The organism is Rhizomicrobium electricum (assembly GCF_011762045.1).
Lineage (GTDB): Bacteria > Pseudomonadota > Alphaproteobacteria > Micropepsales > Micropepsaceae > Rhizomicrobium > Rhizomicrobium electricum.
Window position 1 is genome coordinate 254,548 of sequence record NZ_JAASQS010000002.1, and the last position, 24,245, is coordinate 278,792.

Annotated in this window: 27 protein-coding genes and 2 tRNA genes; 8 read left to right on the forward strand and 21 right to left on the reverse strand. The window is 62.8% G+C overall.

Translation table 11 applies throughout. The features are described from left to right. The 3 genes from tuf to FHS84_RS04180 all read right to left on the reverse strand — a co-directional run bounded on the left by tuf (position 1) and on the right by FHS84_RS04180 (position 1,609). Complete coding sequence (gene tuf, locus FHS84_RS04170; RefSeq protein ID WP_166930694.1) at positions 1 to 1,191, reverse strand: elongation factor Tu; 1,191 nt, start codon at positions 1,189 to 1,191, stop codon at positions 1 to 3. Between the two features lie 154 nt (positions 1,192 to 1,345). Beyond that, a tRNA-Gly gene (locus FHS84_RS04175) sits at positions 1,346 to 1,419 on the reverse strand. 105 nt (positions 1,420 to 1,524) lie between these two features. Then, a tRNA-Tyr gene (locus FHS84_RS04180) sits at positions 1,525 to 1,609 on the reverse strand. 314 nt (positions 1,610 to 1,923) lie between these two features. Between FHS84_RS04180 and rlmB the strand changes: the two genes are divergently transcribed. Further along, positions 1,924 to 2,805: a 23S rRNA (guanosine(2251)-2'-O)-methyltransferase RlmB gene (gene rlmB / locus FHS84_RS04185; RefSeq protein ID WP_166930734.1), complete on the forward strand. Its 882-nt coding sequence runs from the start codon at positions 1,924 to 1,926 to the stop codon at positions 2,803 to 2,805. A gap of 125 nt (positions 2,806 to 2,930) precedes the next feature. Here the strand turns inward: rlmB and FHS84_RS04190 are convergent, their stop codons facing one another. Together FHS84_RS04190 and FHS84_RS04195 are read right to left on the reverse strand one after the other, a co-directional pair. Then, on the reverse strand, positions 2,931 to 3,140 hold the full coding sequence (locus FHS84_RS04190; protein ID WP_166930736.1) for a hypothetical protein: 210 nt from the start codon (positions 3,138 to 3,140) through the stop codon (positions 2,931 to 2,933). Positions 3,141 to 3,158: 18 nt separating this feature from the next. Beyond that, a complete protein-coding gene (locus tag FHS84_RS04195; protein ID WP_166930738.1) occupies positions 3,159 to 4,256 on the reverse strand; it encodes a L,D-transpeptidase family protein in 1,098 nt (365 codons plus the stop codon). Positions 4,257 to 4,533: 277 nt separating this feature from the next. On the opposite strand from FHS84_RS04195, the gene FHS84_RS04200 reads away from it, so the two are divergent. Further along, positions 4,534 to 4,863: a hypothetical protein gene (locus tag FHS84_RS04200; protein ID WP_166930740.1), complete on the forward strand. Its 330-nt coding sequence runs from the start codon at positions 4,534 to 4,536 to the stop codon at positions 4,861 to 4,863. 2 nt (positions 4,864 to 4,865) lie between these two features. Here FHS84_RS04200 and FHS84_RS04205 read toward each other — a convergent pair whose 3' ends face one another. Together FHS84_RS04205 and FHS84_RS04210 are read right to left on the reverse strand one after the other, a co-directional pair. Continuing rightward, on the reverse strand, positions 4,866 to 5,771 hold the full coding sequence (locus FHS84_RS04205) for an EamA family transporter (protein WP_166930742.1): 906 nt from the start codon (positions 5,769 to 5,771) through the stop codon (positions 4,866 to 4,868). 40 nt (positions 5,772 to 5,811) lie between these two features. After that, complete coding sequence (locus FHS84_RS04210; RefSeq protein WP_166930744.1) at positions 5,812 to 6,003, reverse strand: hypothetical protein; 192 nt, start codon at positions 6,001 to 6,003, stop codon at positions 5,812 to 5,814. A 284-nt stretch (positions 6,004 to 6,287) separates the two neighbouring features. Here FHS84_RS04210 and FHS84_RS04215 point away from each other — a divergent pair, with 284 nt between their 5' ends. The 6 genes from FHS84_RS04215 (at position 6,288) to FHS84_RS04240 (ending at position 9,989) form a co-directional block, all read left to right on the forward strand. Next, positions 6,288 to 6,743, forward strand: coding sequence for a YybH family protein (locus tag FHS84_RS04215; protein ID WP_166930746.1), 456 nt, complete (start codon positions 6,288 to 6,290; stop codon positions 6,741 to 6,743). After that, positions 6,743 to 7,189: a pyridoxamine 5'-phosphate oxidase family protein gene (locus FHS84_RS04220; protein ID WP_166930748.1), complete on the forward strand. Its 447-nt coding sequence runs from the start codon at positions 6,743 to 6,745 to the stop codon at positions 7,187 to 7,189. Before FHS84_RS04215 ends, FHS84_RS04220 begins: the two co-directional genes overlap by 1 nt. After that, entirely contained in the window at positions 7,186 to 7,611 is a 426-nt protein-coding gene (locus tag FHS84_RS04225) for a MarR family winged helix-turn-helix transcriptional regulator (RefSeq protein ID WP_166930749.1), read from the forward strand. Before FHS84_RS04220 ends, FHS84_RS04225 begins: the two co-directional genes overlap by 4 nt. A 116-nt stretch (positions 7,612 to 7,727) precedes the next feature. Then, positions 7,728 to 8,021 (forward strand): TFIIB-type zinc ribbon-containing protein, encoded by a 294-nt coding sequence (locus FHS84_RS04230; RefSeq protein ID WP_166930751.1) that lies wholly within the window; start codon positions 7,728 to 7,730, stop codon positions 8,019 to 8,021. 16 nt (positions 8,022 to 8,037) lie between these two features. Then, positions 8,038 to 8,559, forward strand: coding sequence for a zf-TFIIB domain-containing protein (locus FHS84_RS04235; RefSeq protein WP_166930754.1), 522 nt, complete (start codon positions 8,038 to 8,040; stop codon positions 8,557 to 8,559). Beyond that, positions 8,559 to 9,989: a cation diffusion facilitator family transporter gene (locus FHS84_RS04240; protein ID WP_166930755.1), complete on the forward strand. Its 1,431-nt coding sequence runs from the start codon at positions 8,559 to 8,561 to the stop codon at positions 9,987 to 9,989. The genes FHS84_RS04235 and FHS84_RS04240 overlap by 1 nt, the downstream gene beginning before the upstream one ends. 1 nt (position 9,990) lies before the next feature. Here FHS84_RS04240 and FHS84_RS04245 read toward each other — a convergent pair whose 3' ends face one another. From FHS84_RS04245 to rpoZ, 14 genes are all read right to left on the reverse strand, one after another. Then, a complete protein-coding gene (locus tag FHS84_RS04245; protein WP_166930757.1) occupies positions 9,991 to 10,161 on the reverse strand; it encodes a hypothetical protein in 171 nt (56 codons plus the stop codon). A 225-nt stretch (positions 10,162 to 10,386) separates the two neighbouring features. After that, positions 10,387 to 12,201, reverse strand: coding sequence for a subclass B2 metallo-beta-lactamase (gene bla, locus FHS84_RS04250; RefSeq protein ID WP_166930759.1), 1,815 nt, complete (start codon positions 12,199 to 12,201; stop codon positions 10,387 to 10,389). Further along, positions 12,198 to 12,695: a hypothetical protein gene (locus tag FHS84_RS04255; RefSeq protein ID WP_166930761.1), complete on the reverse strand. Its 498-nt coding sequence runs from the start codon at positions 12,693 to 12,695 to the stop codon at positions 12,198 to 12,200. The genes bla and FHS84_RS04255 overlap by 4 nt, the downstream gene beginning before the upstream one ends. Further along, a complete protein-coding gene (locus tag FHS84_RS04260; protein ID WP_166930763.1) occupies positions 12,692 to 13,846 on the reverse strand; it encodes a hypothetical protein in 1,155 nt (384 codons plus the stop codon). The genes FHS84_RS04255 and FHS84_RS04260 overlap by 4 nt, the downstream gene beginning before the upstream one ends. Positions 13,847 to 13,914: 68 nt before the next feature. After that, on the reverse strand, positions 13,915 to 16,182 hold the full coding sequence (parC, locus tag FHS84_RS04265; protein ID WP_166930765.1) for a DNA topoisomerase IV subunit A: 2,268 nt from the start codon (positions 16,180 to 16,182) through the stop codon (positions 13,915 to 13,917). 139 nt (positions 16,183 to 16,321) lie between these two features. Beyond that, positions 16,322 to 17,062 (reverse strand): DNA repair protein RecO, encoded by a 741-nt coding sequence (gene recO / locus FHS84_RS04270; RefSeq protein WP_166930767.1) that lies wholly within the window; start codon positions 17,060 to 17,062, stop codon positions 16,322 to 16,324. Positions 17,063 to 17,070: 8 nt separating this feature from the next. Continuing rightward, on the reverse strand, positions 17,071 to 17,985 hold the full coding sequence (gene era / locus FHS84_RS04275) for a GTPase Era (protein ID WP_166930769.1): 915 nt from the start codon (positions 17,983 to 17,985) through the stop codon (positions 17,071 to 17,073). Further along, on the reverse strand, positions 17,982 to 18,710 hold the full coding sequence (rnc, locus tag FHS84_RS04280; RefSeq protein WP_344468877.1) for a ribonuclease III: 729 nt from the start codon (positions 18,708 to 18,710) through the stop codon (positions 17,982 to 17,984). Before rnc ends, era begins: the two co-directional genes overlap by 4 nt. After that, positions 18,643 to 19,434: a signal peptidase I gene (gene lepB, locus FHS84_RS04285; protein ID WP_166931825.1), complete on the reverse strand. Its 792-nt coding sequence runs from the start codon at positions 19,432 to 19,434 to the stop codon at positions 18,643 to 18,645. The genes rnc and lepB overlap by 68 nt, the downstream gene beginning before the upstream one ends. A 94-nt stretch (positions 19,435 to 19,528) precedes the next feature. Beyond that, positions 19,529 to 19,936, reverse strand: a complete 408-nt coding sequence (gene acpS, locus FHS84_RS04290) for a holo-ACP synthase (protein ID WP_166930773.1) — start codon at positions 19,934 to 19,936, stop codon at positions 19,529 to 19,531. Next, positions 19,933 to 20,298, reverse strand: coding sequence for a GIY-YIG nuclease family protein (locus tag FHS84_RS04295; RefSeq protein ID WP_166930776.1), 366 nt, complete (start codon positions 20,296 to 20,298; stop codon positions 19,933 to 19,935). The genes acpS and FHS84_RS04295 overlap by 4 nt, the downstream gene beginning before the upstream one ends. Positions 20,299 to 20,524: 226 nt before the next feature. Further along, positions 20,525 to 21,253, reverse strand: coding sequence for a pyridoxine 5'-phosphate synthase (locus tag FHS84_RS04300; RefSeq protein WP_166930778.1), 729 nt, complete (start codon positions 21,251 to 21,253; stop codon positions 20,525 to 20,527). Between the two features lie 146 nt (positions 21,254 to 21,399). Beyond that, entirely contained in the window at positions 21,400 to 23,652 is a 2,253-nt protein-coding gene (locus FHS84_RS04305) for a RelA/SpoT family protein (RefSeq protein WP_166930780.1), read from the reverse strand. A 205-nt stretch (positions 23,653 to 23,857) separates the two neighbouring features. After that, positions 23,858 to 24,244 (reverse strand): DNA-directed RNA polymerase subunit omega, encoded by a 387-nt coding sequence (gene rpoZ, locus FHS84_RS22330; protein WP_166930782.1) that lies wholly within the window; start codon positions 24,242 to 24,244, stop codon positions 23,858 to 23,860. Between the last annotated feature and the right edge of the window lies 1 nt (position 24,245).

Here is a 24,245-nt window from a genome sequence, read left to right on the forward strand (position 1 = left end):
TCACTTGATGATCTTGGCGACGACGCCCGACCCGACGGTACGGCCGCCTTCGCGGATGGCGAAGCGCAGCTTTTCTTCCATCGCGATCGGAACGATCAGCTCGACTTCGATATTCACGTTATCGCCAGGCATCACCATCTCGGTGCCTTCCGGCAGCTTCACGATGCCCGTCACGTCCGTCGTCCGGAAGTAGAACTGCGGACGATAGTTCCCGAAGAACGGCGTATGACGGCCGCCCTCGTCCTTCGTCAGCACGTACACCGAACCGGTGAACTGCGTGTGTGGCGTGATCGAACCCGGCTTCGCCAGGACCTGACCGCGCTCAACGCCCGTACGCTCGATACCGCGGAGCAGCGCGCCGATGTTGTCGCCAGCCTGGCCCTGATCGAGCAGCTTGCGGAACATTTCAACGCCCGTCACCGTCGTCGTCGAGGTCGCGCGGATGCCGACGATTTCCACCGTCTCGCCAACCTTCACGACGCCGCGTTCGACACGGCCCGTCACCACGGTGCCGCGGCCCGAAATCGTGAACACGTCTTCGATCGGCATCAGGAACGGCTGGTCCAGCGGACGCGCCGGCTGCGGAATGAAGGCATCGACTTCCTTCATCAGCTCCATGATCGAGTCACGGCCCAGCTTGGCGTCGCCGTCTTCCAGCGCAACCAGCGCCGAACCGCGAACGATCGGAATCTTGTCGCCGGGGAATTCGTAGCTCGACAGAAGCTCGCGAACTTCCATCTCGACCAGATCCAGCAATTCCGGATCGTCGACCATGTCGCACTTGTTCATGTAAACCACCAGCGCCGGAACGCCGACCTGACGGGCAAGCAGGATGTGCTCGCGCGTCTGCGGCATCGGGCCGTCGGCCGCCGATACCACCAGGATCGCGCCGTCCATCTGCGCCGCGCCGGTGATCATGTTCTTCACATAGTCGGCATGGCCGGGGCAGTCGACGTGGGCGTAGTGACGGTTCTCCGTCTCGTACTCCACGTGCGCCGTGTTGATCGTGATGCCGCGCGCCTTCTCTTCCGGCGCCTTGTCGATCTGATCGTAGGCCGTGAACTGGGCCTTGCCCGACTCCGCCAGGATCTTCGTGATCGCAGCCGTCAAGGTCGTCTTGCCATGGTCCACATGGCCGATCGTCCCGATGTTGCAGTGCGGCTTCGTCCGCTCAAATTTGGCCTTCGCCATCGTCGTGCCCTTTGTCTCTTCCAGCCCGCGAATGCGGGAAAGTCCTTTGCCTCTACTCAGCCGGCCCGCCCTCGCCTTCCGGCTACTGCGTGACAGCCTTTACCGCTCTATCGGGGCGGCTTGCCGAGCCGAAGCCGCATTACGCGGCGAAGGCTGGAGCGGGTGAAGGGAATCGAACCCTCGTCATCAGCTTGGAAGGCTGTTGCTCTACCATTGAGCTACACCCGCCTGTTCGACTCCTTCTCGATACCCCTTAAACGTACGAACACCTCCGGCTTTTCAGCCATCGCAGCGTTTCCGAGGTCACGGGCTACCCTGAACCCTTACATTTGGTGGTGGGGGAGGTTGGACTCGAACCAACGAAGGCTTAGCCAGCGGATTTACAGTCCGCCCCCTTTGCCGCTCGGGACACTCCCCCTTAAACCAAATCAAGTACTTAACAACTTTTGACGGCGGCGCAAGAGCCTCGCCCGCCCGTCAGGGTAGAACGTGTGTATATGCCTCCGGGAGTCACGCTGCGGATCGGGGGTTATTGGTCAAATGATTAGGTGTGTCAATAGCTCACTAACGCTGGGAAAGCCGATTTTTGCCCCCCGCGGGATTGTGTCCCGCAAGGTGACTCCCCCTCCTCGTTTTGGCAACCCCGGACGAGCCCGGACGGTAAACCCGGACGCTGGTGTCAGGATCGAATTCCTGCATACTTTCCGCGACAGTCCTATATAAGCCCGCGCCATGCCAAAAAATGACCGCCGGGGATTCCGGCCCCGCTCCGACAAATCCGAAACGCCCCGATTCCAAGGCCCGAAATCCGGTCCTCATCCGCAAGGCTCCAAACCCCAGGGTCAACGGTCCCAGGGACCTAAGCCGCAAGGCCCCCGCCCTCACCGCCCGGAAAAGGCCGAAAGCGGGCTCTGGCTCTATGGGCTGCATGCCGTGAAAGCAGCGCTGGGCAATCCCCGGCGCAAGGTGAAGCGGTGCCTGGTGACCTCGCGCGCCGCAGAGGAAGTCGGGACAAAACTGCTCGGCCGCGTGCGCCACGATATTACCGATGCCGACACGGTCGGCCGCGCGCTGCCGCCGGGCGCGGTGCACCAGGGCGTCGCCCTGCTCTGCGAACCGCTGGGACGCCGCGATCTCGCCGACATGCTGACGCCGTCGGAGCGCCGTCGCATCGTGCTGGTGCTCGATCAGATTTCCGACCCGCATAATGCCGGCGCCATTCTGCGCACGGCGGCGGCATTCGGCGTCAGCGCGGTCGTGGTGCAGGACAGGAATTCCCCGCCGGAATCGGGCGCCTTGGCGAAAGCGGCTTCGGGCGCGCTCGATATCGTGCCGGTCGTCAGTGTCGTCAACATTTCGCGCGCACTCGACGAACTGCAGAAACTCGGCTTCTGGCGCATCGCCCTGGCGGGCGACGGCGAAAGCGCCCTGAAAGATGCGGCCACCGACAACGGCGACATCGCGCTGGTGCTGGGCTCGGAAGGCTCCGGCATCCGCCGTCTGGTGCGCGAACATTGCGACGCCGCCGCTTTTGTGCCGATGGACAGCGTGATGGAGAGCCTGAACGTCTCCAACGCCGCAGCGATCGCGCTGTATGAGTTGCGACGGAGCTAAGCACTCGCGCTATTAATTAGGCTCGCGGAGACGCGGAGGCGCGGAGAGAGTGTGCCAAACATTCTCGCTGTGCCCCGTCTCCAGTTTGCTCGCTTCCGCGCTTCCGCGTGAGATCCTTCAACGAGCTAATGGAACAGAGGAGCGATAAGCCACACCCAAATGCCGTAAACTGCTGCAGTGCTGACCGCGGCCACCAGCAGAGCAAGACGGAAAAACTCGAAGCGGAAGAAAAATGTGCGCTCCCGCCCCTGCTCTCGCGCCCGCCCGTACATCGCAATCAGCGTTCCGCCGAAAACCAAAACCATCAGTAGCGCAGGTATGACCTTCAGAAACATACGTTGTACGGCTCTTCGCTAGAACAACGCCGCGATGACGTCGTCGCCACTCTTGTTCTCGATCAGCACCAGCACCTTGTAGCCTTCGGCGTAGCGCAGCTTGCCTTCCTTGTCGTGCATCAGAAGGCCTTCTTTCGACATCGTCGCGGTGCGGCGGTCGTAGGCGAACAGCGGTGTCAGGCCGCGATAATTTGCCTTGATGAGGCGGAACAAGAGTTCGGCGTTCTGCGGCGCCAGACGGACACAGCCGGCGCTGGCGCGATTGCCCAACAGCGCAACGTCCTCACCCACCGCCGAATGGATCGCGACACCGGTCTGCCGGCCCTCGTTCTCCCACGAGAAGAACATCGCATAGGGCATTTTGTGGCCCCATTGCTGCGAGGTGTAGCGTTTGTAGACGCGTTCGGGATCGAGCTGGAAATAGCCGGTCGGCGTGTCGGTCTTCCACATCCGCGTGCCGTCGGGATTGGGCATCAGGACTTCGCGGCCGGTCGAAACCGGAAAACTGTATTTCAGCGTGAGATCGCCGCTGGTCTGTTTGGCGAAGACGAACATGCGCTGATGCCATGGGCCGCGATCGGCCTTGCTGACATAGAGGAACAACTCGAAATTCTCGTACAGCTCCCTGGTCAAGCTGAGCTTGAGATGATCGAGAACGCGCGCGACCTCGCCCGGTGACGGCGGTGTGGTGTCGGGCGCCGGCAACAAGGGCGCATTCTCGGTTTCAGGCTGCTGCGCCAGCTCCATCGTGGGTGCGGTGCCCGGCGCCTTCGCGACCGGGTTCGGTGCGGTCGGAAGCGAGGGACGCAATTTGGGCGGTGCGGACGGCTTCGGCTTGGCAGCGGCGACCTTCGGCGCCGACGGCGCCATCCAGTCGGCGAATTCGGCTACGGCCCGGTCGCGCAGAGCGACGATGGATTTCACCGTCCAGGTCCAGGCCGGTTGGATCACCGTGCGGTTGGCAGTTTGGGCGGCGGTGGCGATGGCTGGCGGCACGGCCTCGGCGGCCTGCTTGGCGCCCATGGCCCAGGGGTGATGTGCCTGCACGGCAAGGCCAAAGCCGAGCGCGGATGCGCCCAGCAGATAGAGGACGCTCAGCGTCCTCAAGCCCGCCACCAGACCCCTCTGTCTCATAGCGGCACAATAACCAGGAATCCGGTGATTTGTCTTGGGGTGCCGCGGGTGCGGTTAACGGAAGTCCGGCACGCGGCGGTTCCTCTGCAACACTGATTCCCGTCCGGCTGGCGCGGTCCTTGCGAGACAAATTGCGACAAGTGCCAAAGGTCCGCCCGGAGGCCGGAATGCAGGCAAATCCTGCCACTTCCGACCGGCAATACCCGCCATGGAAGGCAATTCCTTCCAGGTCCCGCGCGGCAATGAGAGGGGGAAAACCATGGTCGACAGCATCGGCAGCTTCAATGCCGTCAATTATGCCGCAAGCACCGGTCTGAACCGGCCGGCGACGAAATCCGACACCGATCTCGTGGGCGCCGAGACCAAGAAGCCCAACGCCGCGGAGACCTTCAAGAAGTACATGGCGAAGTCGCCGATGGAGCGGATGATCGAGAACTGGCTGAAGGCGCACAAGCTCGACGAAGAGAAGCTGAAAGCCATGTCGCCGGAAGAGCGCGAAGGCATCATGAAACAGATGCACGCCGAGATCGAACAAAACCTGAAAAACCAGACCGAGAAAAAAGGCGATCTCGTCGACGTGGTGGCCTGAGCCTACCGCCCGGCCAAAAGAACACCCGCCGTTACCACCACCGCCGCAACGCCTTTGCGCATCAATCCGCGGCGCGAAACGTCTTCGCGCGACAGATGCGGCGCCAGCAGCGTCAGCGCGGCACCGAACGCGACCACGAATAACGTGGTGGTGGACGCCACCGCCGAGACCAGCGCCACAGGCGCCAGCATGGTGGCGTATCGCACGCTCAAGCCGCCGCCGAGATTGATCAGTTCGTTGGCGCCGTTGACGCCGAGCAGCGCGCCGGTGTGGGTGCGGATGAGATGGAAGAACTGACGGCGGATGCGCCCGACCGCCAGCAGTGCCAGGCCGAACAGCCCCTCGCCTACGAATGTCCAGAACGTCGTGGTCCAGAACGCGTCTTCCACCGCGTAGAATTTGAAGATCACATTGGCGAGCGCCAGGATGAAGGTGCACGCCACCATGCCGAGCACGAGCGCCGGCTTCAGTCCTTTGAAGCGCAAATCGGCATCGAGCGAAACGAACAGCACGCCGCCGATGATGAGAAGCGCCCCGGCCGCGCCGCGAAGCGTCAGGGTTTCGCCGAGCATCGCCCATGCCAGCAGGAAGCTGAAAATCGTGGTGAGCTGGAACATCGGCGCCACCACCGACGCCTCTTCGCTCTTAATGGCTCTGAGGTAGAACAGCATCGAGCCGATATACATCACGCCCGAAACCGTCATCACCGCGATGGCCTTCGGCGACGGTGCCAGCACATCCGGCGCGAACCACCAGATCGCCGGCAGTGCCGCAATGCCCATCAACGCCGTGAACAGCATCAAAACGGCGGTGTCGCTGTCGGGGAAGTAGCGGTCGATGAGATACTTGTCGATGTGAACCGACACCGCCCACGCCACCGGTCCGAGAAAGGCAAAGAGAAGCCACATGCCGCGTTTGTACCGGCAATCGCCCGGACCGGCGAGGGACCTATCCGTTTACCGCCTTGCGCCAGTCGGCATCGTCTTCGTGACCGGGGCGATCGCGCAAATGGGCGGCATAGTCGCGGTAGATGCGGGCGAGCGCTTCGATATCGGTACGCAAGATCCGATCCTGGGTGGCAAACGCCAGCCGCTCCGCCTCGCGGGCACGGGCATCGAACTCACTAGCGTCATGAAACATGGCCTGTACTCCCGACGACACGTTCAAAATCCAGAATTATTCTAATTCGTAAGTCCTTCAGTACCAATGCCGGCCGGTCCTCCGTCCCGCGCCAGCGACGCCCGGAATATCTTCGCGATTCCAGCCGCTTGGTGGAGAAACGCCGCACCTCGCCTTGGCGTTGCGCCGCAGCGGCGGGACGCCGCAGTTCGCCCACCCAATCACGGACAAGTGAGCGTCTCGCCGGTAGATTTTGTTCGATATCGAACTATACTGCATCGAACATTTCTGAAGGAGGCTGCCCCATGCTCAAGTTCATTCTGACCGCCATCGCCATGACCGCCGCCGTCCTGCCCGCGGCAGCGGCCGCGGAGGACGTTCCCGCCACCATTATCGCCATGGAGCGCGCCGCCCTCGACCGCTCCGACAAAGGCGATGTGCAAGGGTTCCTGGAAATCTCGGCGCCCGACGTCGTCTATCAAGACCCTGCGCTCGATGCGCCGCTGATCGGTTTGCCGGCGCTTACCGCCTACTACGCCAAATTCCCGGCCGGCGAACCGAGCCACGGCGTGATGTCGAACGCCAACGTCCAGGTGCTGGGCAACGTAGCGGTCTTGTCGTTCCACTACGTATCGCGGTCCGGCACTCCGAAGGAAATCGTATGGAATTGCACCGAAGTCTATCGCAAGACTGACGGCAACTGGCGAATCGTCAACACGCATTGGTCACTGACCAAGCCGCTGCCGCAGAAACTGGATTGATGGTCGACAAGCTCCAAGCGCTGAAAGTGATGAACACCGCGCACGCGGTCTATCTGGCCACCATGTCGGCCGGCGGGCCGCGCGTGCGGGCGCTGGTGAATCTCAGGCTGCGCTGGCGCTATCGGGGGCCGAGCCGGACCGCACGGACCGACGACTTCACGGTCTATCTGGCGACTTCGCGCGCCTCCGACAAAATTGCCGAGATCACCGCCGATCCGCGCGTGTCGGTCTATTACAGCCGCCCTCTCCTGTTCCGCGGCGTGATGCTGTGCGGCGCGGCGGAGGTGCTCGACGACCCTGCCTTGAAGCAGGCGTTGTGGAGTGAGGACTGGCGCATCTATTGGCCCGACGGCGTCGACAATCCCGATTATGTCGTGGTCCGTATCCGGCCGAACGAAATCCGTGGCTGGTGGGGCTCGAAACCTTTCGTGCTCGAGGCGCCATGAGTACGACCCGCCAAGCCGGTTTTCTGATCGCCAAGATCAATCAGGCGGCGGGACGGATCTTCGCGCGGATGCTGCGCGAACGCGGCATCGATATCCATCCCGGCCACGGCCGCATCCTGTTCGTCCTGTGGCAGCACGGCCCGATGCCGATCCACGATCTGGCTAGGCGCGTCTCGCTCGGCAAATCCACCCTCACCAATGCGCTCGACCGGCTGGAAGCGTCGGGCGACGTCCGCCGGGTGCGCTCCGACGAGGACCGCCGCAGCATCACGGTGGAGCTGACACCCAAAACCGCCGAGACCAGACACGTATACGAAGACGTGTCCCGCGCCATGAACGAACAATTTTACCGCGATATTCCGGACGCGGAGATCGACGCGTTCGAAGCCACGCTGAAGCGCATCCTGCAGAATTTGGAATAGGAATAATCCGCCGGTTACATCTTCGACACGATAGCGATTTCGGCTTCCGCTGCCCTTGCGGCAAAGCTGCTGCGATTTACATGGAGACGGACACACCGGCCCACGGAGCCCGACCGATGCCTCTTCTCACATGCCCCAATTGCAACGTTGCGATGACCCAGGCGAACCGCCAGGGTGTCGAAATCGACATATGCCCGCAGTGCCGAGGCGTGTGGCTCGATCGCGGTGAACTCGAAAAGCTGCTGGCCCCCCTGCGCAGCGAAGCGCCCACCGACGACTTCTATCGCCGGGACAACGGCCATCGCTACGGCGATCACGACGACCACCACGGTCACGACGATCACCATGGCCGCGACGACTACCGCCACGGACACCGCGGCCGCCGCAGCATTCTCGACATCTTCGACTGAACCCTCGGTGACACACATGTCCTTGAAGACGTGCGCCAACTGCTCCCGCGCGACGGAAGCAGCGGCGGCTTTCGGCGTCGGATTCGAGCGCTGCCCGGAATGCGGTGGTGCGTGGATGGACGAAGTGGCGTTCAACGCTCTTCTCCGGCAACGGTCGTCCTCACAACACGGCCGATCCGACCGAAGACTTGGGGCGGACGGTAGGCGGGCGCGTCCCCGCCTCGGGCTATTCAAACTCGCCGCTGCGGGCGCCGCTGTATTTGCGGTTGCCGTCGGCCTGGCAGGGTACTATTTGGTGTGGCCGTTGCTCTCGCACGGTCTCTCCGGAAATATTGCCCAAAAGGGCCGGGAGGCCGTCACCAAACAGATCGAAGCCGCCGGGGTCCCGAAAGACATCACCACTTGGGCCAAGGAAACGGCCAAGAAAGAGATCGAGCGAACGGCACGGGAAAAACTTGGCCTGCCTGCGGGTAAAACTCCGGCCAACGGCGAAGCAGCCGCCGAAGGCGGCAAGGCAGAAGGAAGCGAAGCGGATTGATGCATACGCAGAATTCCACCGGAACGGCCCTGCCCGCCAGTCGCGCCGATAATTCCAACGCACGCGAAAAGAAGTCGGTCGCCATCTCCTCGATGGTGGCGAGCCTTGCCATGACCATCGGCAAGTTCATCGTCGGCTTCATGACGGGCAGCCTGGGCCTGATTTCCGAGGGGCTGCACAGCCTCCTGGATTTCGGCGCCACGATCATGACCTACATGGCCGTGCGCGTTTCGGACAAACCGGCCGATGCCGAGCATCACTACGGCCACGGCAAGATCGAAGCCGTCACCGCCCTGGGCGAGACCGTCCTGCTTTTCCTCACCTCGATCTGGATCATCTACGAGGCCATCCATCGCCTGATGGCGCCGAAGATCGAAGTCGAAGCGACGTGGTGGTCGTTCGGCGTCATCATCGCCTCGATCGTGATCGATATCTCGCGCGCCCGCGCCCTGAAGCGCACGGCCGAGAAGACCAAGAGCATGGCGCTCGAAGCCGACGCGCTGCACTTCTCCTCCGACGTGCTGTCGTCCACCGTGGTGCTGATCGGGCTCGGCTTCGTGGCGTTCGGCTGGCCGATCGGCGACCCCATCGCGGCCATCGGCGTTTCGATCTTCGTCTGCCGCGCGGGATGGATGCTGGGGCGGCGGACATTCGACACCCTGATCGATGCCGCTCCCGAAGGCGCGGCGGATCGGGTCGGCGGCATCGTGCGCGGCGTGGCGGGCGTGGCCGATGTCGGCCGCATTCGCATCCGGCCGGCGGGCAGCGTCTTCTTCGTCGATGTCGACGTCGCGGTCGGACGCGGCTGGCCGCTCAGCAAAGTCCTGAGTGTGAAACAGGCGGTCGCCGAAGCCATTCGCGCCGAGATGTCCGAGGCGGAAGTCACGGTCACCACCCACCCGCTGAAACTCGACGAAGAAACGATCCAGCAGCGCGCGCTGATCATCGCCGCCAATCACGGCGCCCATGTCCATCACATCACCGCGCACCGGGTCGGGGAAAAACTGTCGGTCAGCTTCGATCTCGAAGTCGACGGCGCCCTGTCGCTGAACGACGCGCATCGCATCGCATCGGATCTGGAATCCGACATGCAGGCGGAATTCGGCAAAGACACCGAAGTCGAAACCCACATCGAGCCGCTGCAGGACGCTACCATCGCGGGCGCCGATGCCGACGAGAGCGTTTTGCGGGAAGTCTCCGCTGCGCTGGAAAAAGCGGCGGCCGAAGACGGGGTTCTATCGGATATTCATAACGTTCGGGCGCGGCACACGGCGCAGGGACTGATCGTCATCTTCCATTGCCGCACGGCGCCCGAGCGCACGGTGGCGGAAATTCATGGGATCGTCGACACTCTCGAGCGGCGTCTTCGCGCCGCCGTGCCCGGCATATGGCGTACGGTCGCCCATGCCGAGCCGATCGGCGAAGCGTAAGTCAGGCCGCGTAACGGATCGGCGGCATCGAGATCGGCAGCTTGGCCGGAACGATCTCGGAGATTTCGCTCTGCAGCGCAGCTTCCCATTGCTTGTCTATTTCGGTGCGATTCTGCTGCCAGGTTTCGCGTTCTTCGTGTGAGGCGGCTGACGTAATCTTCGTTGTATCCATCAGGTCTCTCCCAGTCCTATGACCTCAGTAGGTACAACTCCGCACGGTCAAACAACTACGTGGTTTTGCGTATTCAGCGCTGTCAGTTAGCGCAACCACAAGAAGAAGCCGCAGGAATGCTGGGCTCCTGGACCACCGCGCCGGGCGCGTTTGTCGCAGAAAGATTTATGTACTACTAACAAACCGCTGCGGATTGTCCTTGTACGGAGGACTCGTCCACCGGTGTCATCGTATACCCTCCAGCGGAACGCGCACGACGGCGACAGACTCCTTGGCGTCGGCATAGCCGATCCACAACGCGCCGTTCCACACCGTCGACTTCGGATAGTGATAGCCGCCCTTCTTGAAACGGCCGCCTGCCGACGGCGGCGGCGGCGGTCCCGCGCGCAGAACATAAGCACGATCGAAACTCTTGCCGTCCTTCGAAAGCGTCAAAACCAGCGGGCTGCGAATTTTCTGCTCGGCCGGCGCATTGACCAGAAACGCAGTGCCATCGGGCAGATTGCCGGCGCTTTGTTTGGCGCGGCTATCGACCATGTCGGTGACGACCGGCGTCGTCCAGGTTTGGCCGCGATCGCAACTCTCCGCCGCCAGTTGCCGGAACGACAGAGCCTGATCGCGAAACACCATCACCAGACAGCCATCGGTGCGGCGGAACCAGGCCGGTTCCATCTCTCGGCTCTCCAGACCTTCATGCGGAAGGTTCGTCATCGCGCCGCGCGTCCAGCCGGCAAGCCCTTTGGGATCGTCGGTATAGTACGGCGCAGCGGTCAGTCCGGGCGGAACGTGGAAAGCGGTGACGATGCGTCCGTCCGGCAGAGTGTGCGGATCCTGCTCTATGACGCCCATGAACGGCCGGCCGTCGGCGCCGGTGATGCGCTGAGCTTTCGACCAATGACGGCCATCCCGACTGGTGACGTATTCGACATAACCGCCGGCTTCGCGGCTAAAGCCCTTCGGCCAAACGTTGAGATAGGCGATCAGAATTTTGCCATCAGTCCACCAACCGCCGCTCGACCGCATGACGCCATCGCGCGGAACCATGTCGACCGGCGCCGACCATTTGCGGCCATCGGCGCTGACGCTGTAGACGACATGCGTGTCGGGCGTGTCCTCATGCTCCGCCGAGCTTTGCCATTGGGCGTACAGCTTGCCTTTGAAGCCGAGCAATACGACGCCGTTGACGAATTTATCGGTATCGGGTCCGGCCCGGAATACGGTGATGGCTTCGGCACCCGGCGGCGGCTTGAGGCCGAGATCGCCGGGGCGGGTGAAATCGAACAACTTCGGCGCAATGCCATAAGGCTTATGCGCTGCCAGAAATCCGAGAAAGCGATCGATCAGGTCGGGCCCCTGCACCGCCGCGCCATGCCCAGCCACGATGGTTTCGATAGGCAGCTTGAGCGCTTTGAGGCGGTTCAGCGTCTTGGGGTATTCGACCAGATCGGCGCCGACCGTATTGCCGAGGAACGGCTTCAACGCGCAGCCGCCGTACAACACCTTCTCGTTGGGGAACCAGACGAAGATGTCGTCGGGCTTGTGCGAAGCGCCAAGCCAGAGGACGCGCACCGCGCCGCCCTGCAAGGTGAAGTCATTGCCGACGATGGTGTCGGGCAAGACGATCGGCACATCGGGATAATCGGGCGCGAATTTCTTGGTGTCGACGGCCTGCTGCGGGCCTTCCTTGGCGAGGAGATCGCTGGTGGCCTGAATGGCGATGATTTTCGCGCCGATCTGCTTGAAATAGGCGTTGCCGCCGCTGCGATCGAGATCGTGGTTCTGGTCGATCACTTCGGTGACGGGTTTGGGCGTGACCTTCTTGATTTCGGCAACCAGCAGCGCGGCCGTCTCGGGCGACCAGGTGGCGCCGATCACCGTGACATGGTCGCGGCCGACATACACCATCGAATTTTCGGCGGCATAATAGGTGTCCTCAACCACATAAAGGTTCGCCTTCAGCGGTACGAGCGACACATGCGGCGCGGCGGCGGCGGGAAGAGCAAACAGAACGGCGGCAAGCGCGAAAAGAAAACGGTTCATGGCGCCTTCTTCATTGTCATCCGGGCGAAGGGAACGAGCTTTCCGTGATCCTCGCCGTCCATCGTCCAGATCCAGGTTGCGGAGGCCGATTGATAGGCGAACGTGGTGTGGAACGGAACGCCACCCATATTGAACAGAAACGGCAGGCTATCACCTTCGCGTGAAGCCACCCCGCCGCCCGCGTCCGGAGATGAAACACCCGTAATATCGTACCAAAAGCAGACATAGCGCTTCTTGGCGGCGTCGTAGGCGATCAGCACTTCGGCTTCGTAGAGCGGCTTGCCGGCGGCGTCCTTTTCGCGAGCGATCTCCGTGAGGCGCAGATAGGTGTTCTGCAGAATCCACTCGGCCGTGACATCGTGCGTCGTCTGCTGGTTCTCGATGGTACCCGACAGCACCCACTTGCCCGCCATGTGATCGAGCAGAGGGTCCTTATCGGCAGCGAAAGATGGAGTCAGAAGAAACGCCGTTACTGCAACTGCAAACGTCTTCATTGCATGCCCTCCGCGGCTTTGCACAAATCGAGAATGACGAGGTGCTGGCGGAACATGATGCCGGCCAGCGCGGTCGAGCGGGCGAACGCCGTCAGGCATCCGTTAGGCGAGATCGCGCGCGGCACCCATGCGGAACCCGACAAGACCCGCGTCAGCCCGTCCTTTTTCACCAGATAGAGACCGGCATCTGCGATCGCGATATGGTTTGGGTCGGTGCGGCTGCCGTCGCTCCACAGGAAAAAGCCGTGCTTGTACGGCACCAGATAATCGAGCACGAGATTGGCGGTGTGCATATTGATGCGCTCGGAACTGCCATCCGCCCGCACCTTCCAGACCGGTACGACATCGGGATGCATTTTCCACGTCACCGGACAGCCCCAGGTCAGGATAGTGTCTTCCCACGGCAAGGGATGGGTGCAGCCGGGCGACACCGCGCGCGCATCGACGCCGCGCACCGGAACACGCTTGCCGTCGGCCAGGGCCACCACCGACAACGGCGCCTGTCCGTCCCCCATCCTCGGCCCGAAGTCGAGGGCAAAGCGCGCCGAACGGGATGGCACCCAGACCCTGTCGTACAGCTGCGGCGCGGCCACCTGCGTGCAAGAACGCGAAACGATATCGAGGTCCCAGGCGCGATACTCGCGCGGATAATGGGCAGGATCGTCGTAGAACGAGAATTTTGAAAGCGTCTCCCGGCCGAGCGCACCCGTCATCACCGCTGCCGGAGGGATCGCCTTGCTCCCTCGCTCGGGCGGTGCAAATCCGTCCGTCGACCACGTGATCCGGCCATTGCCAGCACAGAGATAGTTGTTGCTGAGGTTCGTGCCGCGCTTCGGCCAAGCGGCGCGCGCATAAACCTGCGGCGCCTCACCAAGACGCCAGAGGTAAAGGCGCGCCTTGTCCTTCGGAAACAGCACCTCGTCGGTCTTCGGACGATGCCAGAACGAAGGATCCTCTCCGTTGTCGGCTCCCGCGAATACGAGCGTGCGATCGTCCAGCCAGAACACGTCGTTCGGCCCGAGACCGTCGTCGGGAACCTGCACCGTGCTCTCGGCAATCTGAAATGCCGGTTTCGAATCCAGAAGGCCCGCCCGGCACGGCAGTCCCACCGCCAGTACCAAGCCGAAAACCGCTGCAAGACGCGCGATCATGTCCCCCTCCCGCGATCCGGCCGGAGCGTAGGCCGGCTACGGGCGGGAGACAATTGCGGCGGGAACCCTCAGGACGCCAGCTTGCCCGTTCTCGCCCAACCCTTCGGCAGGACGCGACCGGTCTGGGCGCGCTCGCCTTTGAAGTCCTTGATTTCGGACGGGGCGTAGTGCTTGCCGTTCTCGGAACGCAGGCCTTCTTTCCAGGTGAAGGTGGTGGCGTCGATCAGTTCGCCGTCCTTGTAGCGCTGGAGATAGACGCCCTGCCCCTTGGCGAGTTCGGGCACTTCGCTCAGCGGGAAGATCAAGAGCTTTTTCTGCAGATCGAGCCCGCGCTTGTTCTCGCCGACGACGGCAACGTGATCGCCCGCCACGAAGCGGCAGACCGCCGCCTCGCCCGGCATCTTGACGTTCATCACGCGCTTGCCCGCCTTGGTCATGGCGACGGCATCGTCCTCGGTGGTGATAAAGCCGTGGCCGGTCGTGGCCGCGAGGAACAGCTTGCGGCCAGGCACGTGCACGAACATGGCGACCAGATCGGCTTCCGGCGCCAAGTCGATGAAGGTGCGGATGGCCTCGCCGTTGCCACGCCCACCCGGCAGCTTGGAGCAATCGAGGGTGTAGAAGCGGCCGTCGGTCGAGAACATCATCAGCTTGTCGGTGGTCTCGGCGTGAATCCAGAACCGCTCGCGGTCGCCTTCGCGATACTTCACGTTGTCCGACGGCTCGATGTGGTTCTTGAACGAGCGCAGCCAGCCCTTCTGCGAGCAGACGATGGTGACCGGCTCGCGCTCGACATAGGTCTCGATGGCGACCACCTCTTCGGCGATGGCTTCGACCTTCTCGACCAGCTTCTTGTCGGCGATGCGGGTACGGCGCTTGCCGATCTCGGTCTTCTGGCCGAACTTGGCATCGACCTCCTTCATCTGCTCGATCAGCTTGGCGTTGATGAGGTCTTCGGAGGCGAGCAGCTTCTTGAGGTCCTTCTGCTCTTTCGACAACTCTTTGTGCTCGCCGCGGATCTGCATTTCCTCCAGCTTGCGCAACGCGCGCAGCCGCATATTGAGGATCGCTTCGGCCTGATTGTCGGTGAGCTTGAAAGTCTTCATCAGGACGGGCTTGGGCTCGTCCTCGGTGCGGATGATCTTGATGACCTTGTCGAGGTTGAGGTAGGCGATGAGATAGCCTTCCAACAACTCCAACCGCGCCGCGATCTTGCCGAGGCGGAACTTGGTGCGCCGTTCCAGCACGTTGCGGCGGTGGTTGACGAAGGACAGCAACGCATCCTTGAGGCTCATGACGCGCGGGACGAGGCCGTTGTCCAGCACGTTCATGTTGAGCGGGATACGGGTCTCGAGGTCCGACTGGCGGAAGAGCTGCTCCATCAGGACGTTCTCGTCCACCGTCCGGGTCTTGGGGATGAGAACGATGCGGATGTCTTCGGCGGACTCGTCGCGAACGTCGTCGAGCAGAGGCACTTTCTTCTGCTCGATCAGTTCGGCGATGCGCTCGATCAGCTTGGCCTTCTGGACCTGATACGGGATCTGGTCGATGACGATCTGATAGGAATTGCGGGCGCCGTCTTCCTTGAACCAGCGGGCGCGGACGCGGAACGAGCCACGGCCGGTCCGGTAGGCCTCCTCGATCACCTCGGGACCGTCGACGACGATGCCGCCGGTCGGGAAGTCCGGACCTTTGACGTATTTGAGCAGGGTCGCGTCGCGACAGCCCGGATTCTTGATCAGCTCGATGGAGGCCGCACACAGCTCGCCGAGATTGTGCGGCGGGATCGAGGTCGCCATGCCCACGGCGATGCCGGCCGAGCCGTTGGCCAGAAGGTTCGGGAAGGCGGCGGGCATGACCACCGGCTCTTCCTCGGAGCCGTCGTAGGTCGGGCGGAAATCGACCGCGTCCTCGTCGAGGCCGTCCATCAGGGCCAGCGCGGCGTCGGTCATGCGGCATTCGGTGTATCGCATGGCCGCGGCGCTATCGCCGTCGATATTGCCGAAGTTGCCCTGGCCGTCGACCAGCGGGTAGCGGACGGCGAAGTCCTGGGCCAGACGCACCATCGCCTCGTAAACGGCGGTGTCGCCATGTGGGTGGAATTTGCCGATGACGTCGCCGACGATACGGGCGCACTTCTTGAACCCCGACTTGGGATCGAGGTTGAGGGCGCGCATCGCAAACAGCAACCGGCGGTGGACGGGCTTCAGTCCGTCGCGGGCATCGGGCAGCGCGCGCTGGGTGATGGTCGAAAGGGCATACGCGAGATAGCGCTCGGACAAGGCCGATGCGAGGTTCTCGGGGCGGATATCGTCTTCAACAGGCGTGGTGGGCATTCAGAAAATCCAAACTGTCATGGCCCGCGACTGCGGACCATCCAGGTGACGCTTACACTGGCGCCGGAGGTTTTGCCTAGCCCGACCGGATCGCCCGCAGTGGCGGGCAATGACACTCGGGTTCGGCGTCGGGGCGAACCTACTTCGATTCGCCGTCCTGATGCCCTGCCAGAGAGTCGAGGCGCAAGCGCGCGGACGGCATAGGTTTTCCGGTTGGGCGCAAAACGCGTTCGAACAGAAAATGCCCGGTTAGCGCGAGCCCGGCGGCGATGTCATCAGCGCCTACTTCGTTCTGGGAGCCGAGCAGAAACTGCGGCAATGGAAACAGCCGGCCGGCATAAGGCGCCCCGGCCGCAGCCGACACCGCCCGTCCCGACTTGGGGGAGACATAGACAAGATCCTCGGTCTCGCCGGTCGCGGCGCAGGAGGAAAGATCAAGGCCGAAGCCGAGCGCCTCCAAGAGGCCCGCCTCCCAGCGGACATAGATCGCACCCCAATGGGCCAGCCCGTCCTCCAGCATGGCGTCGAGCAGGATCGTCGAGGCGACAAACACCGGCTCATAGAGCGGGCCACGCTCGGGAAGCGTCGCGCTGGCCACCGAAGTGAAGGCGTTGAGCCCGGCAAGCGCTTCGCGACTTTCCATCAGCGCACCGGCGCGGGCCGTATCGAGCTCGCAGGCGAAGTTACCAAGATGCTCCTGCAGGCGGGCACGCCACTGAAGACGGATCGAATTGCCGGGCTGAAGGACCGGCTTCATCTTCCGCCCGCCGCGCACGAGCCCCATATGGCGGCCATGGGTCCGGGTCAGGGCTTCGAGAATGGTCCCGCTCTCGCCATGTTGGCGGACCGACAAGACGATGGCGTCGTCATGCCATTCCATGGGAGTCCCTATTCCTCCGGGAACTCCAAACCCATCTCACGATAGTGCTCGCGCTTGTCGGCCCAGTCCTCGCGGACTTTGACGAACAGGAACAGGTGCACGCGGCGGCCGAAGATTTCTTCCAGCTCCTTGCGAGAAGCGGCACCGATGTCTTTGATCATCTGGCCCTTTTTGCCGAGCACGATCGCCTTCTGGCCGTCGCGCTGGACGTACAGAACCTGATCGATCTTGACGGAGCCATCTTTGCGCTCTTCCCACTTCTCGGTCTCGACGGCGGTCGCGTACGGCAACTCGTCTTGGAGACGCAGATAGATCTTCTCGCGGGTGATTTCGGCGGCCAAGAGGCGCGAAGGAATGTCGGCGGCTTGATCGGGCGGATAGAGAAACGGGCCTTCCGGCATCTTCGATTCGCACCACTTCCCGAGCACATCGAGGCCGTCACCACGCCTCGCAGAGATCATGAAGATTTCTTCGTAAACCCCTGCAGCGTTGAACTTTTCCGTCAGCGGCAAAAGCTGCTCTACGGCCATCGCGTCGATCTTGTTGAGCGCCAGCGCGACTTTGCGATTCGTGGTTTTCAGCGATTCGATGATCGATTCGGTGTCGGCAGCAGCGTGGCCTTTCGGCTTTTCGGTGATCTCCGCGGCATCGACCAGATGCACCACGGCATCGGCATCGCCTGCCCCGCTCCACGCAGCATTGACCATCGCCCGGTCGAGACGGCGGCGCGGCTGGAAGATGCCGGGCGTATCGACGAACACGAGCTGGGTCTCGCCGCGCATGGCGACGCCGCGCACATTGGTGCGGGTGGTCTGCACCTTGGGACTGACGATGGCGACCTTGGAGCCGACCAGAGCGTTGACCAGGGTCGACTTGCCCGCATTGGGGGCGCCGATGATGGCGGTAAAACCGCAGCGGGTCATACTTGCTTTCCTACGCTCGATAGCATTTTGCGGGCGGCATCCTGTTCGGCTTCGCGCTTCGAGGTGCCGGTGCCGACTTCCGGCGTCTTGCCGGGGACGGAGACCTCCACCGAAAACACCGGCGCATGGTCGGGACCGGAGCGGCCGACCACCTTGTAGACCGGCGGCGCCGATTTAGCACCCCGCCCCTGCGCCCATTCCTGCAGCCGGGTCTTGGGATCGCGCATTTCCGCGCTCAGGGCGGCAAAAGCGTCCGTCCAATAGCGGCGGATGAAGACCTTGGCGGCATCGATCCCGCCATCCAAATAGAGCGCGGCGATCACCGCCTCGCACGCCCCTGCCAGGATTTGCAGCTTGCGCCGGCCGCCCGATCCCGCCTCGGACTTGGCGAGGATCAGATGCTCCGCCATCCCGGCCGCCTCGGCCGCCGCGGCGCAGGCTTCCGCGCGCACCAGATGGTTGAATTTCAGGGCCAGATCGCCCTCGTCGTCCTTGGGATAAAGCTCGTGCAACCGCTCCGCGCAGATCAGACCGAGCACCCGGTCGCCGAGGAATTCGAGCCGTTCGTTGGAGTTGGGGCCGCTCGCGCTGGCGTGGGTAAGCGCCCGTGTCAGCAGTTTCTTGTCGGAAAAAAGGTGGCCAAGGCGTTCTTCCAGCTCAGTCGACCCGGCTGAAGAAGCGGTCCCAGCGGATGGCCGACGGCCACTTCCAGAACGTGAAGAAATGCGTTTTTCGCTCATCTATCGAAAGGAATTTGAATTCGGCGCGGCCGACCAGGTTTTCGGCCGGAAGATAGCCGACCACGCCGCGGCTGTCGTCCGAATCGTCGCGGTTGTCGCCCATCATGAAGTAGTGCCCGACGGGCACCGTGTACACCGGCGTATTGTCGTTGAGACCGTCGATCTCGCGGTCGAGAACGTAATAGGACTTGCCGTTCGGCATGGTCTCGCGATAGCGCGCCACCCGGTGGTGGTAGCCGTGGTCGTCCTCGACATAATCGGCCACCCGCACCTTCGGGACCGGCCGGTCGTTGAGATAGAGCACCCCGTGCAGCATCTGGACCCGGTCGCCCGGCAGCCCGACGATGCGCTTGATGAAGTCGCGCTGGGGGTCGGTCGGCAGCGCGAAAACCGCAACGTCGCCCCGCTGGGGTGCATGGGCCCAGACCCGTCCGAAGCCCGGCAGGAACCGGCCCCACGGCAGCGAATAACGGCTGTAGCCGTAGGAGAATTTCTCGACAAAGAGGAAATCGCCGACCAGCAGCGTGTCTTCCATCGACCCCGACGGGATGTTGTAGGGCTGGAAAAACAGCGTCCGTTCGAACAGAGCGATCAACAGCGCATAAATCAGGATGCGCACCAGATCCCACCAGGAATCCGAGGTTTCGGAGGCGGCGGGGGGCGTTTCAGCGACCGGCGGCGGCACGTCGGACGACGGCGCATCGACCATGGCAAGCCGGGTCACGGCCGGGCTGGCGGCGTCAGGCGTGGTCGCGTCGATCGCTTCGGTCATGGCGTGAGGGAACCGGATGGCGCCGGTCACGTCAAGCGGAGGGGGCCGGATTGGCGGAAATGATGACAAACGCCTGGGCAAGCGGGAAATCGTCGGTAATCGTGAGGTCGATCTGGGCCGTCATGCCCGCCGGCGTGATGGCCTGAAGCCGTGCCAAGGCGCCGCCGGTGAGATTCATGGTCGGTTTGCCGCCCGGCAGGTTCACCACCCCCATGTCGCGCCAATAGACTCCATGGTTCAGCCCCGTTCCCAGCGCCTTGGCGCACGCCTCCTTGGCGGCGAAGCGCTTGGCATACGAGGCCGCGCGGGCGGCCCGCTTGTCCGACTTGGCGCGCTCGACATCGGTGAAGACCCGATCGAGGAAACGCGTACCGAACCGCTCGATCGATTGCTCGACGCGGCGGATGTCGATCAGATCGTTACCGATGCCGAGGATCATGGAGAAACCTGCCCTTGAATGTCATCCCGGCCAAGCGGACCGGAGGGCCGCGCTGAGCCGGGACCCACGCCAGCGAGAGCGGGGTATAAGTCCAGCCAGCCCGGATTCTCCTGTTCGATCAAACTGCGCTTCCAGTCCCGCCGCCAGCGCTTCAACTGCTTCTCCCGCGCGATCGCTTCATTGATATCGTTGTATTCCTCAAACCAAACGAGGCGATGGACGTGATACTTCTTCGTGAAACCGGGCACGGCACCTTCGCGGTGCTCCGTAATACGCCGGATCAAATCGTTGGTCACACCGATGTAAAGCGTACCTTGCGGCCGACTAGCGACCATATACACGAAATAGCGGTATTCGCGCATAATCCGTGCCTCGAAATGTCTGCAACATCATAGCTGAATTGTCATCCCGGCCAAGCACTCGGAAGCACGCAAGTGCTAAGGAGTGTGCAGAACCGGGACCTACTCAGACACAATCCAGATTTCGCAGTGGGTCCCGGATCGCGCCCAAATGTCAGACTTCAAAATCACTGAGGGCGCGTCCGGGATGACAGCTTGGGGCAACGTGCATCCGGGATAACTGTTGTTTTCATGCCCTCGCCTCGTCCATCAGCTGGCGCATGCGGCGGATGGAGGCTTCGAGACCGACGAAGATCGCTTCGCCGATGATGTAATGGCCGATGTTGAGTTCCTTGATCTGCGGAATGGCGGCGATCGGCTGGACGTTTTCGTACGTGAGCCCGTGACCGGCATGAATTTCGAGACCGATCGATCCGCCATACGTCGCCGCATCGACGCATTTCTTGAGAAGCTCGGCCTGCAAGGCGCCGGTCGCATTCGAATAGGCGCCGGTGTGAAGCTCGACCACGGGAGCGCCCAGCGCGCGGCTGGCGTCGAGCTGGCGCTTGTCAGGCTCGATGAACATCGAAACACGAATGCCGGCGTCGACCAGTTCGCGCACGATCGGCTTCAAGCGGTCGAACTGCCCGGCCGCATCGATGCCGCCTTCGGTGGTGCGTTCCTGCCGGTTTTCCGGAACGATGCAGCACGCATGCGGCAGATGCTTGAGGGCGATGTCCTTCATCTCCGGCGTCGCCGCCATCTCGAGATTGAGCGGGATGCGCAGCTCAAGGCGCAGGGATTCGATGTCGTGATCGGAGATGTGGCGGCGGTCTTCGCGCAGATGCGCGGTGATGCCATCGGCCCCCGCCGCCGCGGCCATCATCGCCGCCCGAAGCGGGCTCGGATGCGAACCGCCGCGCGCCTGCCGCACGGTCGCCACATGATCGATGTTCACGCCAAGACGAAGTTTTTGCATGTCGGTATCTCCTGGGAAGCGAAATTAGCCCCCTTCGGCGCTTCGCGCCACATCCCCCGCGGTCCAAGTGCCGGCGAAAAATTGCTCGCCCGCGGGGGGGACAGAAAACCCGTTCTGTGCTCGTGCGCGGGGCAGAACATGACGGATTACGTCGACGCGCTCGGCTCCTGGGCCTGTTCGGGCTCGCGGACGCGGTCGACGGAGTCCACCACTTCATTCACGCGCAAAGCACCGACAATGTTCTGCAGATGCACCACATCGCGCACCACCACATCGACCTGGAAGTCGAAGAACAGCGGATTGCGGTTGATCGTCTTCATATTGAAGATATTGCCGCCGGCGTTGCCGATCGCGGTCATCGCCGCGCCGAGCGAACCGGCTGCGTTCTTCACCCGCACCTTAAGCCGCGCCACGCTCGGTCCCATCTCTGCCGCGTGCGTACCCCAGGCGACGTCGAGCCATTCGACATCGGGATTGGATTGCGCGTTTTCGAGTTCGGCACAGTCGATGGTGTGAATGACGGCGCCCTCGCCCGGCATCATCAGGCCGACGATGCGGTCGCCCGGCAGCGGATGGCAACACGTTCCAAGATGGTAGCCGATACCGCCGGTAAGGCCCTTGATCGAAATGCGCTTGCCTTCGACCGGCTGCTCCACCAACGCACGCTTGCGCCGTTCCGGATCGGTCTTGAGTTCGGGATAGACCGCTTCCAACACTTCGCGGCCGCGCAGCGCACCACCGCCGACCTGGGCAAAGACGTCTTCGCTCTTGCTGAGGCCGAGCTTCTTGGCGACGCCTTCCACCGCCTTGTCGGTCAGCGAGAAGCTCTCGTCGCTGAAAACCTTTTCCAGAATCTTGCGGCCGAGCTTGATGTGCTCGCCACGCTGCTGCTGGCGCAGGAAGCGGCGGATTTCGGCGCGGGCACGGCCGGTGACGACGAACTGTTCCCACAGCGGTGATGGGGTTTCGTCCTTGCCGGAAATGATCTCGACCTGATCGCCATTGCGCAGCGGCGTGTAGAGCGGCACCGGCGTGCCGTTGACCTTGGCGCCCAGCGTACGATGGCCGAGATCGGTATGGACCTGATAGGCGAAGTCGATCGGCGTGGCGCCGCGCGGCAGCGGGATCAGGTCGCCCTTGGGCGTGAAGCAGAACACCTGGTCCTGATAGAGATTGAGGCGCGACTGCTCGAAGAATTCCTCGGCCGTATTGCCCTGCTCCAAGAGGTCGACCATCTCGCGCAGCCATTCGTAGGCGCGGTTCTCGCCGCCTTCGCCGGTGTCGGACTTGATGTCGCGATAACGCCAGTGCGCCGCGATACCCCGTTCGGCGACATCGTGCATGTCCTGGGTGCGGATCTGGACTTCGACGCGCTGACGCTCCGGCCCGATCAAGGTGGTATGCAGCGACTTGTAGCCGTTGGGCTTGGGCGTCGAGATGAAATCCTTGAACCGCGCCGGCACCGCCTGCCACGACAGATGCAGGATGCCGAGCGCCCGGTAACAGTCCGGCTCGTTGCGGACGATGACCCGGAAGGCGAACACGTCGGAAAGCTGCTCGAAGTTGATCTTCTTGTCCTGCAGCTTGCGCCAGATCGAGAACGGACGCTTGGCACGGCCGTAAACCCAGCATTCGAGATTGTTCTCGGCCAGCTTGCGCTTGATCTGGTCGGCAACGCGGTCGATCAGCTTGCCGCGGCTCGAATCCATCCGGTCCAGGCGCGCGACGATGGATTTGCGCGCTTCGGGATAGAGTTCGGCGAACGCCAGGTCTTCCAGCTCCTCGCGGACATGCTGCATGCCGATGCGCCCGGCCAGCGGGGCGTAAACGTCGAACGTCTCCTGCGCGATGCGGCGACGCTTTTCCGGTGTCTTGATGAAGCCGAGGGTGCGCATGTTGTGCAGGCGGTCGGCGAGCTTGACCAGCAGCACCCGGATGTCGCCGGTGATGGCCAGCATCAGCTTGCGGAAGTTCTCGGCCTGCTTGGTGCGCTCGGAAAAGACCTCGAGGCCGGTCAGCTTGGTGACGCCGTCCACCAGATCGGCGATTTCCTTGCCGAAATTCTCCTTGATGTCGTCGTAGGTGGCGACCGTGTCCTCGATGGTGTCGTGCAGCAGCGCCGTGGCGATGGTCGCCTCGTCGAGCTTCAACTCGGTCAGGATGGCGGCGACTTCGAGGGGGTGCGCGAAATAGGGATCGCCCGAGGCCCGGAATTGCTTGCCGTGGGCCTTCATCGCGTAAACATAGGCCCTGTTCAGCAAAGCCTCGTCGGCTTCGGGGTCATAGGCCTTGACGCGATCCACCAGCTCCGTCTGGCGCATCAGCTTGCGGCGGCTGCGTGCGCGCGGCGGAATCAGAGGTACGACGTTGTCTTTATCTGGCTGAGGGGACGCGTTCATTCCCATATTATATAGGCACAGATATCTAGAATCGGAAAACCGGAACGGCCGCGGGCGACAAAAAAGTTCCCGCGATCTCGATTTTCCACTCGAGGTGTCGCCTCTGCGCGATATCTGCGGGTTTTACACGGGACACACGGCACCAAAACGAAAAAGCCTGGGACAGGTCCCAGGCTTCTCGCGAATCTCTTTGTGAAGAGTCGACCTACTCTTCGTAGTCTTCGGCCGGTTCGGGCTGCGGCTCGGCGCGGCGCTGGGCCTCGCTGGTGAGCGCGCGAAGCAGCTCTTCCTCGGTCACCTGACGGAACGAGGGATCCTCGCGGGCGTCGTCGGTGTCGGGACGAACCTCCTCGGGCTCATCGACCTCGGCGTGCTTCTGCAGCGACTTGATGTGATCCTCGCGCAGATTCTCCGGCGTCAGCTCCTGGGCCGCGATCTCACGCAGCGCCACGACCGGGTTCTTATCGCGGTCGCGATCAACCAGGGTCTCTGCACCGCCCGAAAGCTGGCGGGCCCGGAACGCGGCCGACAACACAAGGTCGAACCGGTTGGGAATCTTATCTACGCAGTCTTCAACGGTGACGCGGGCCATT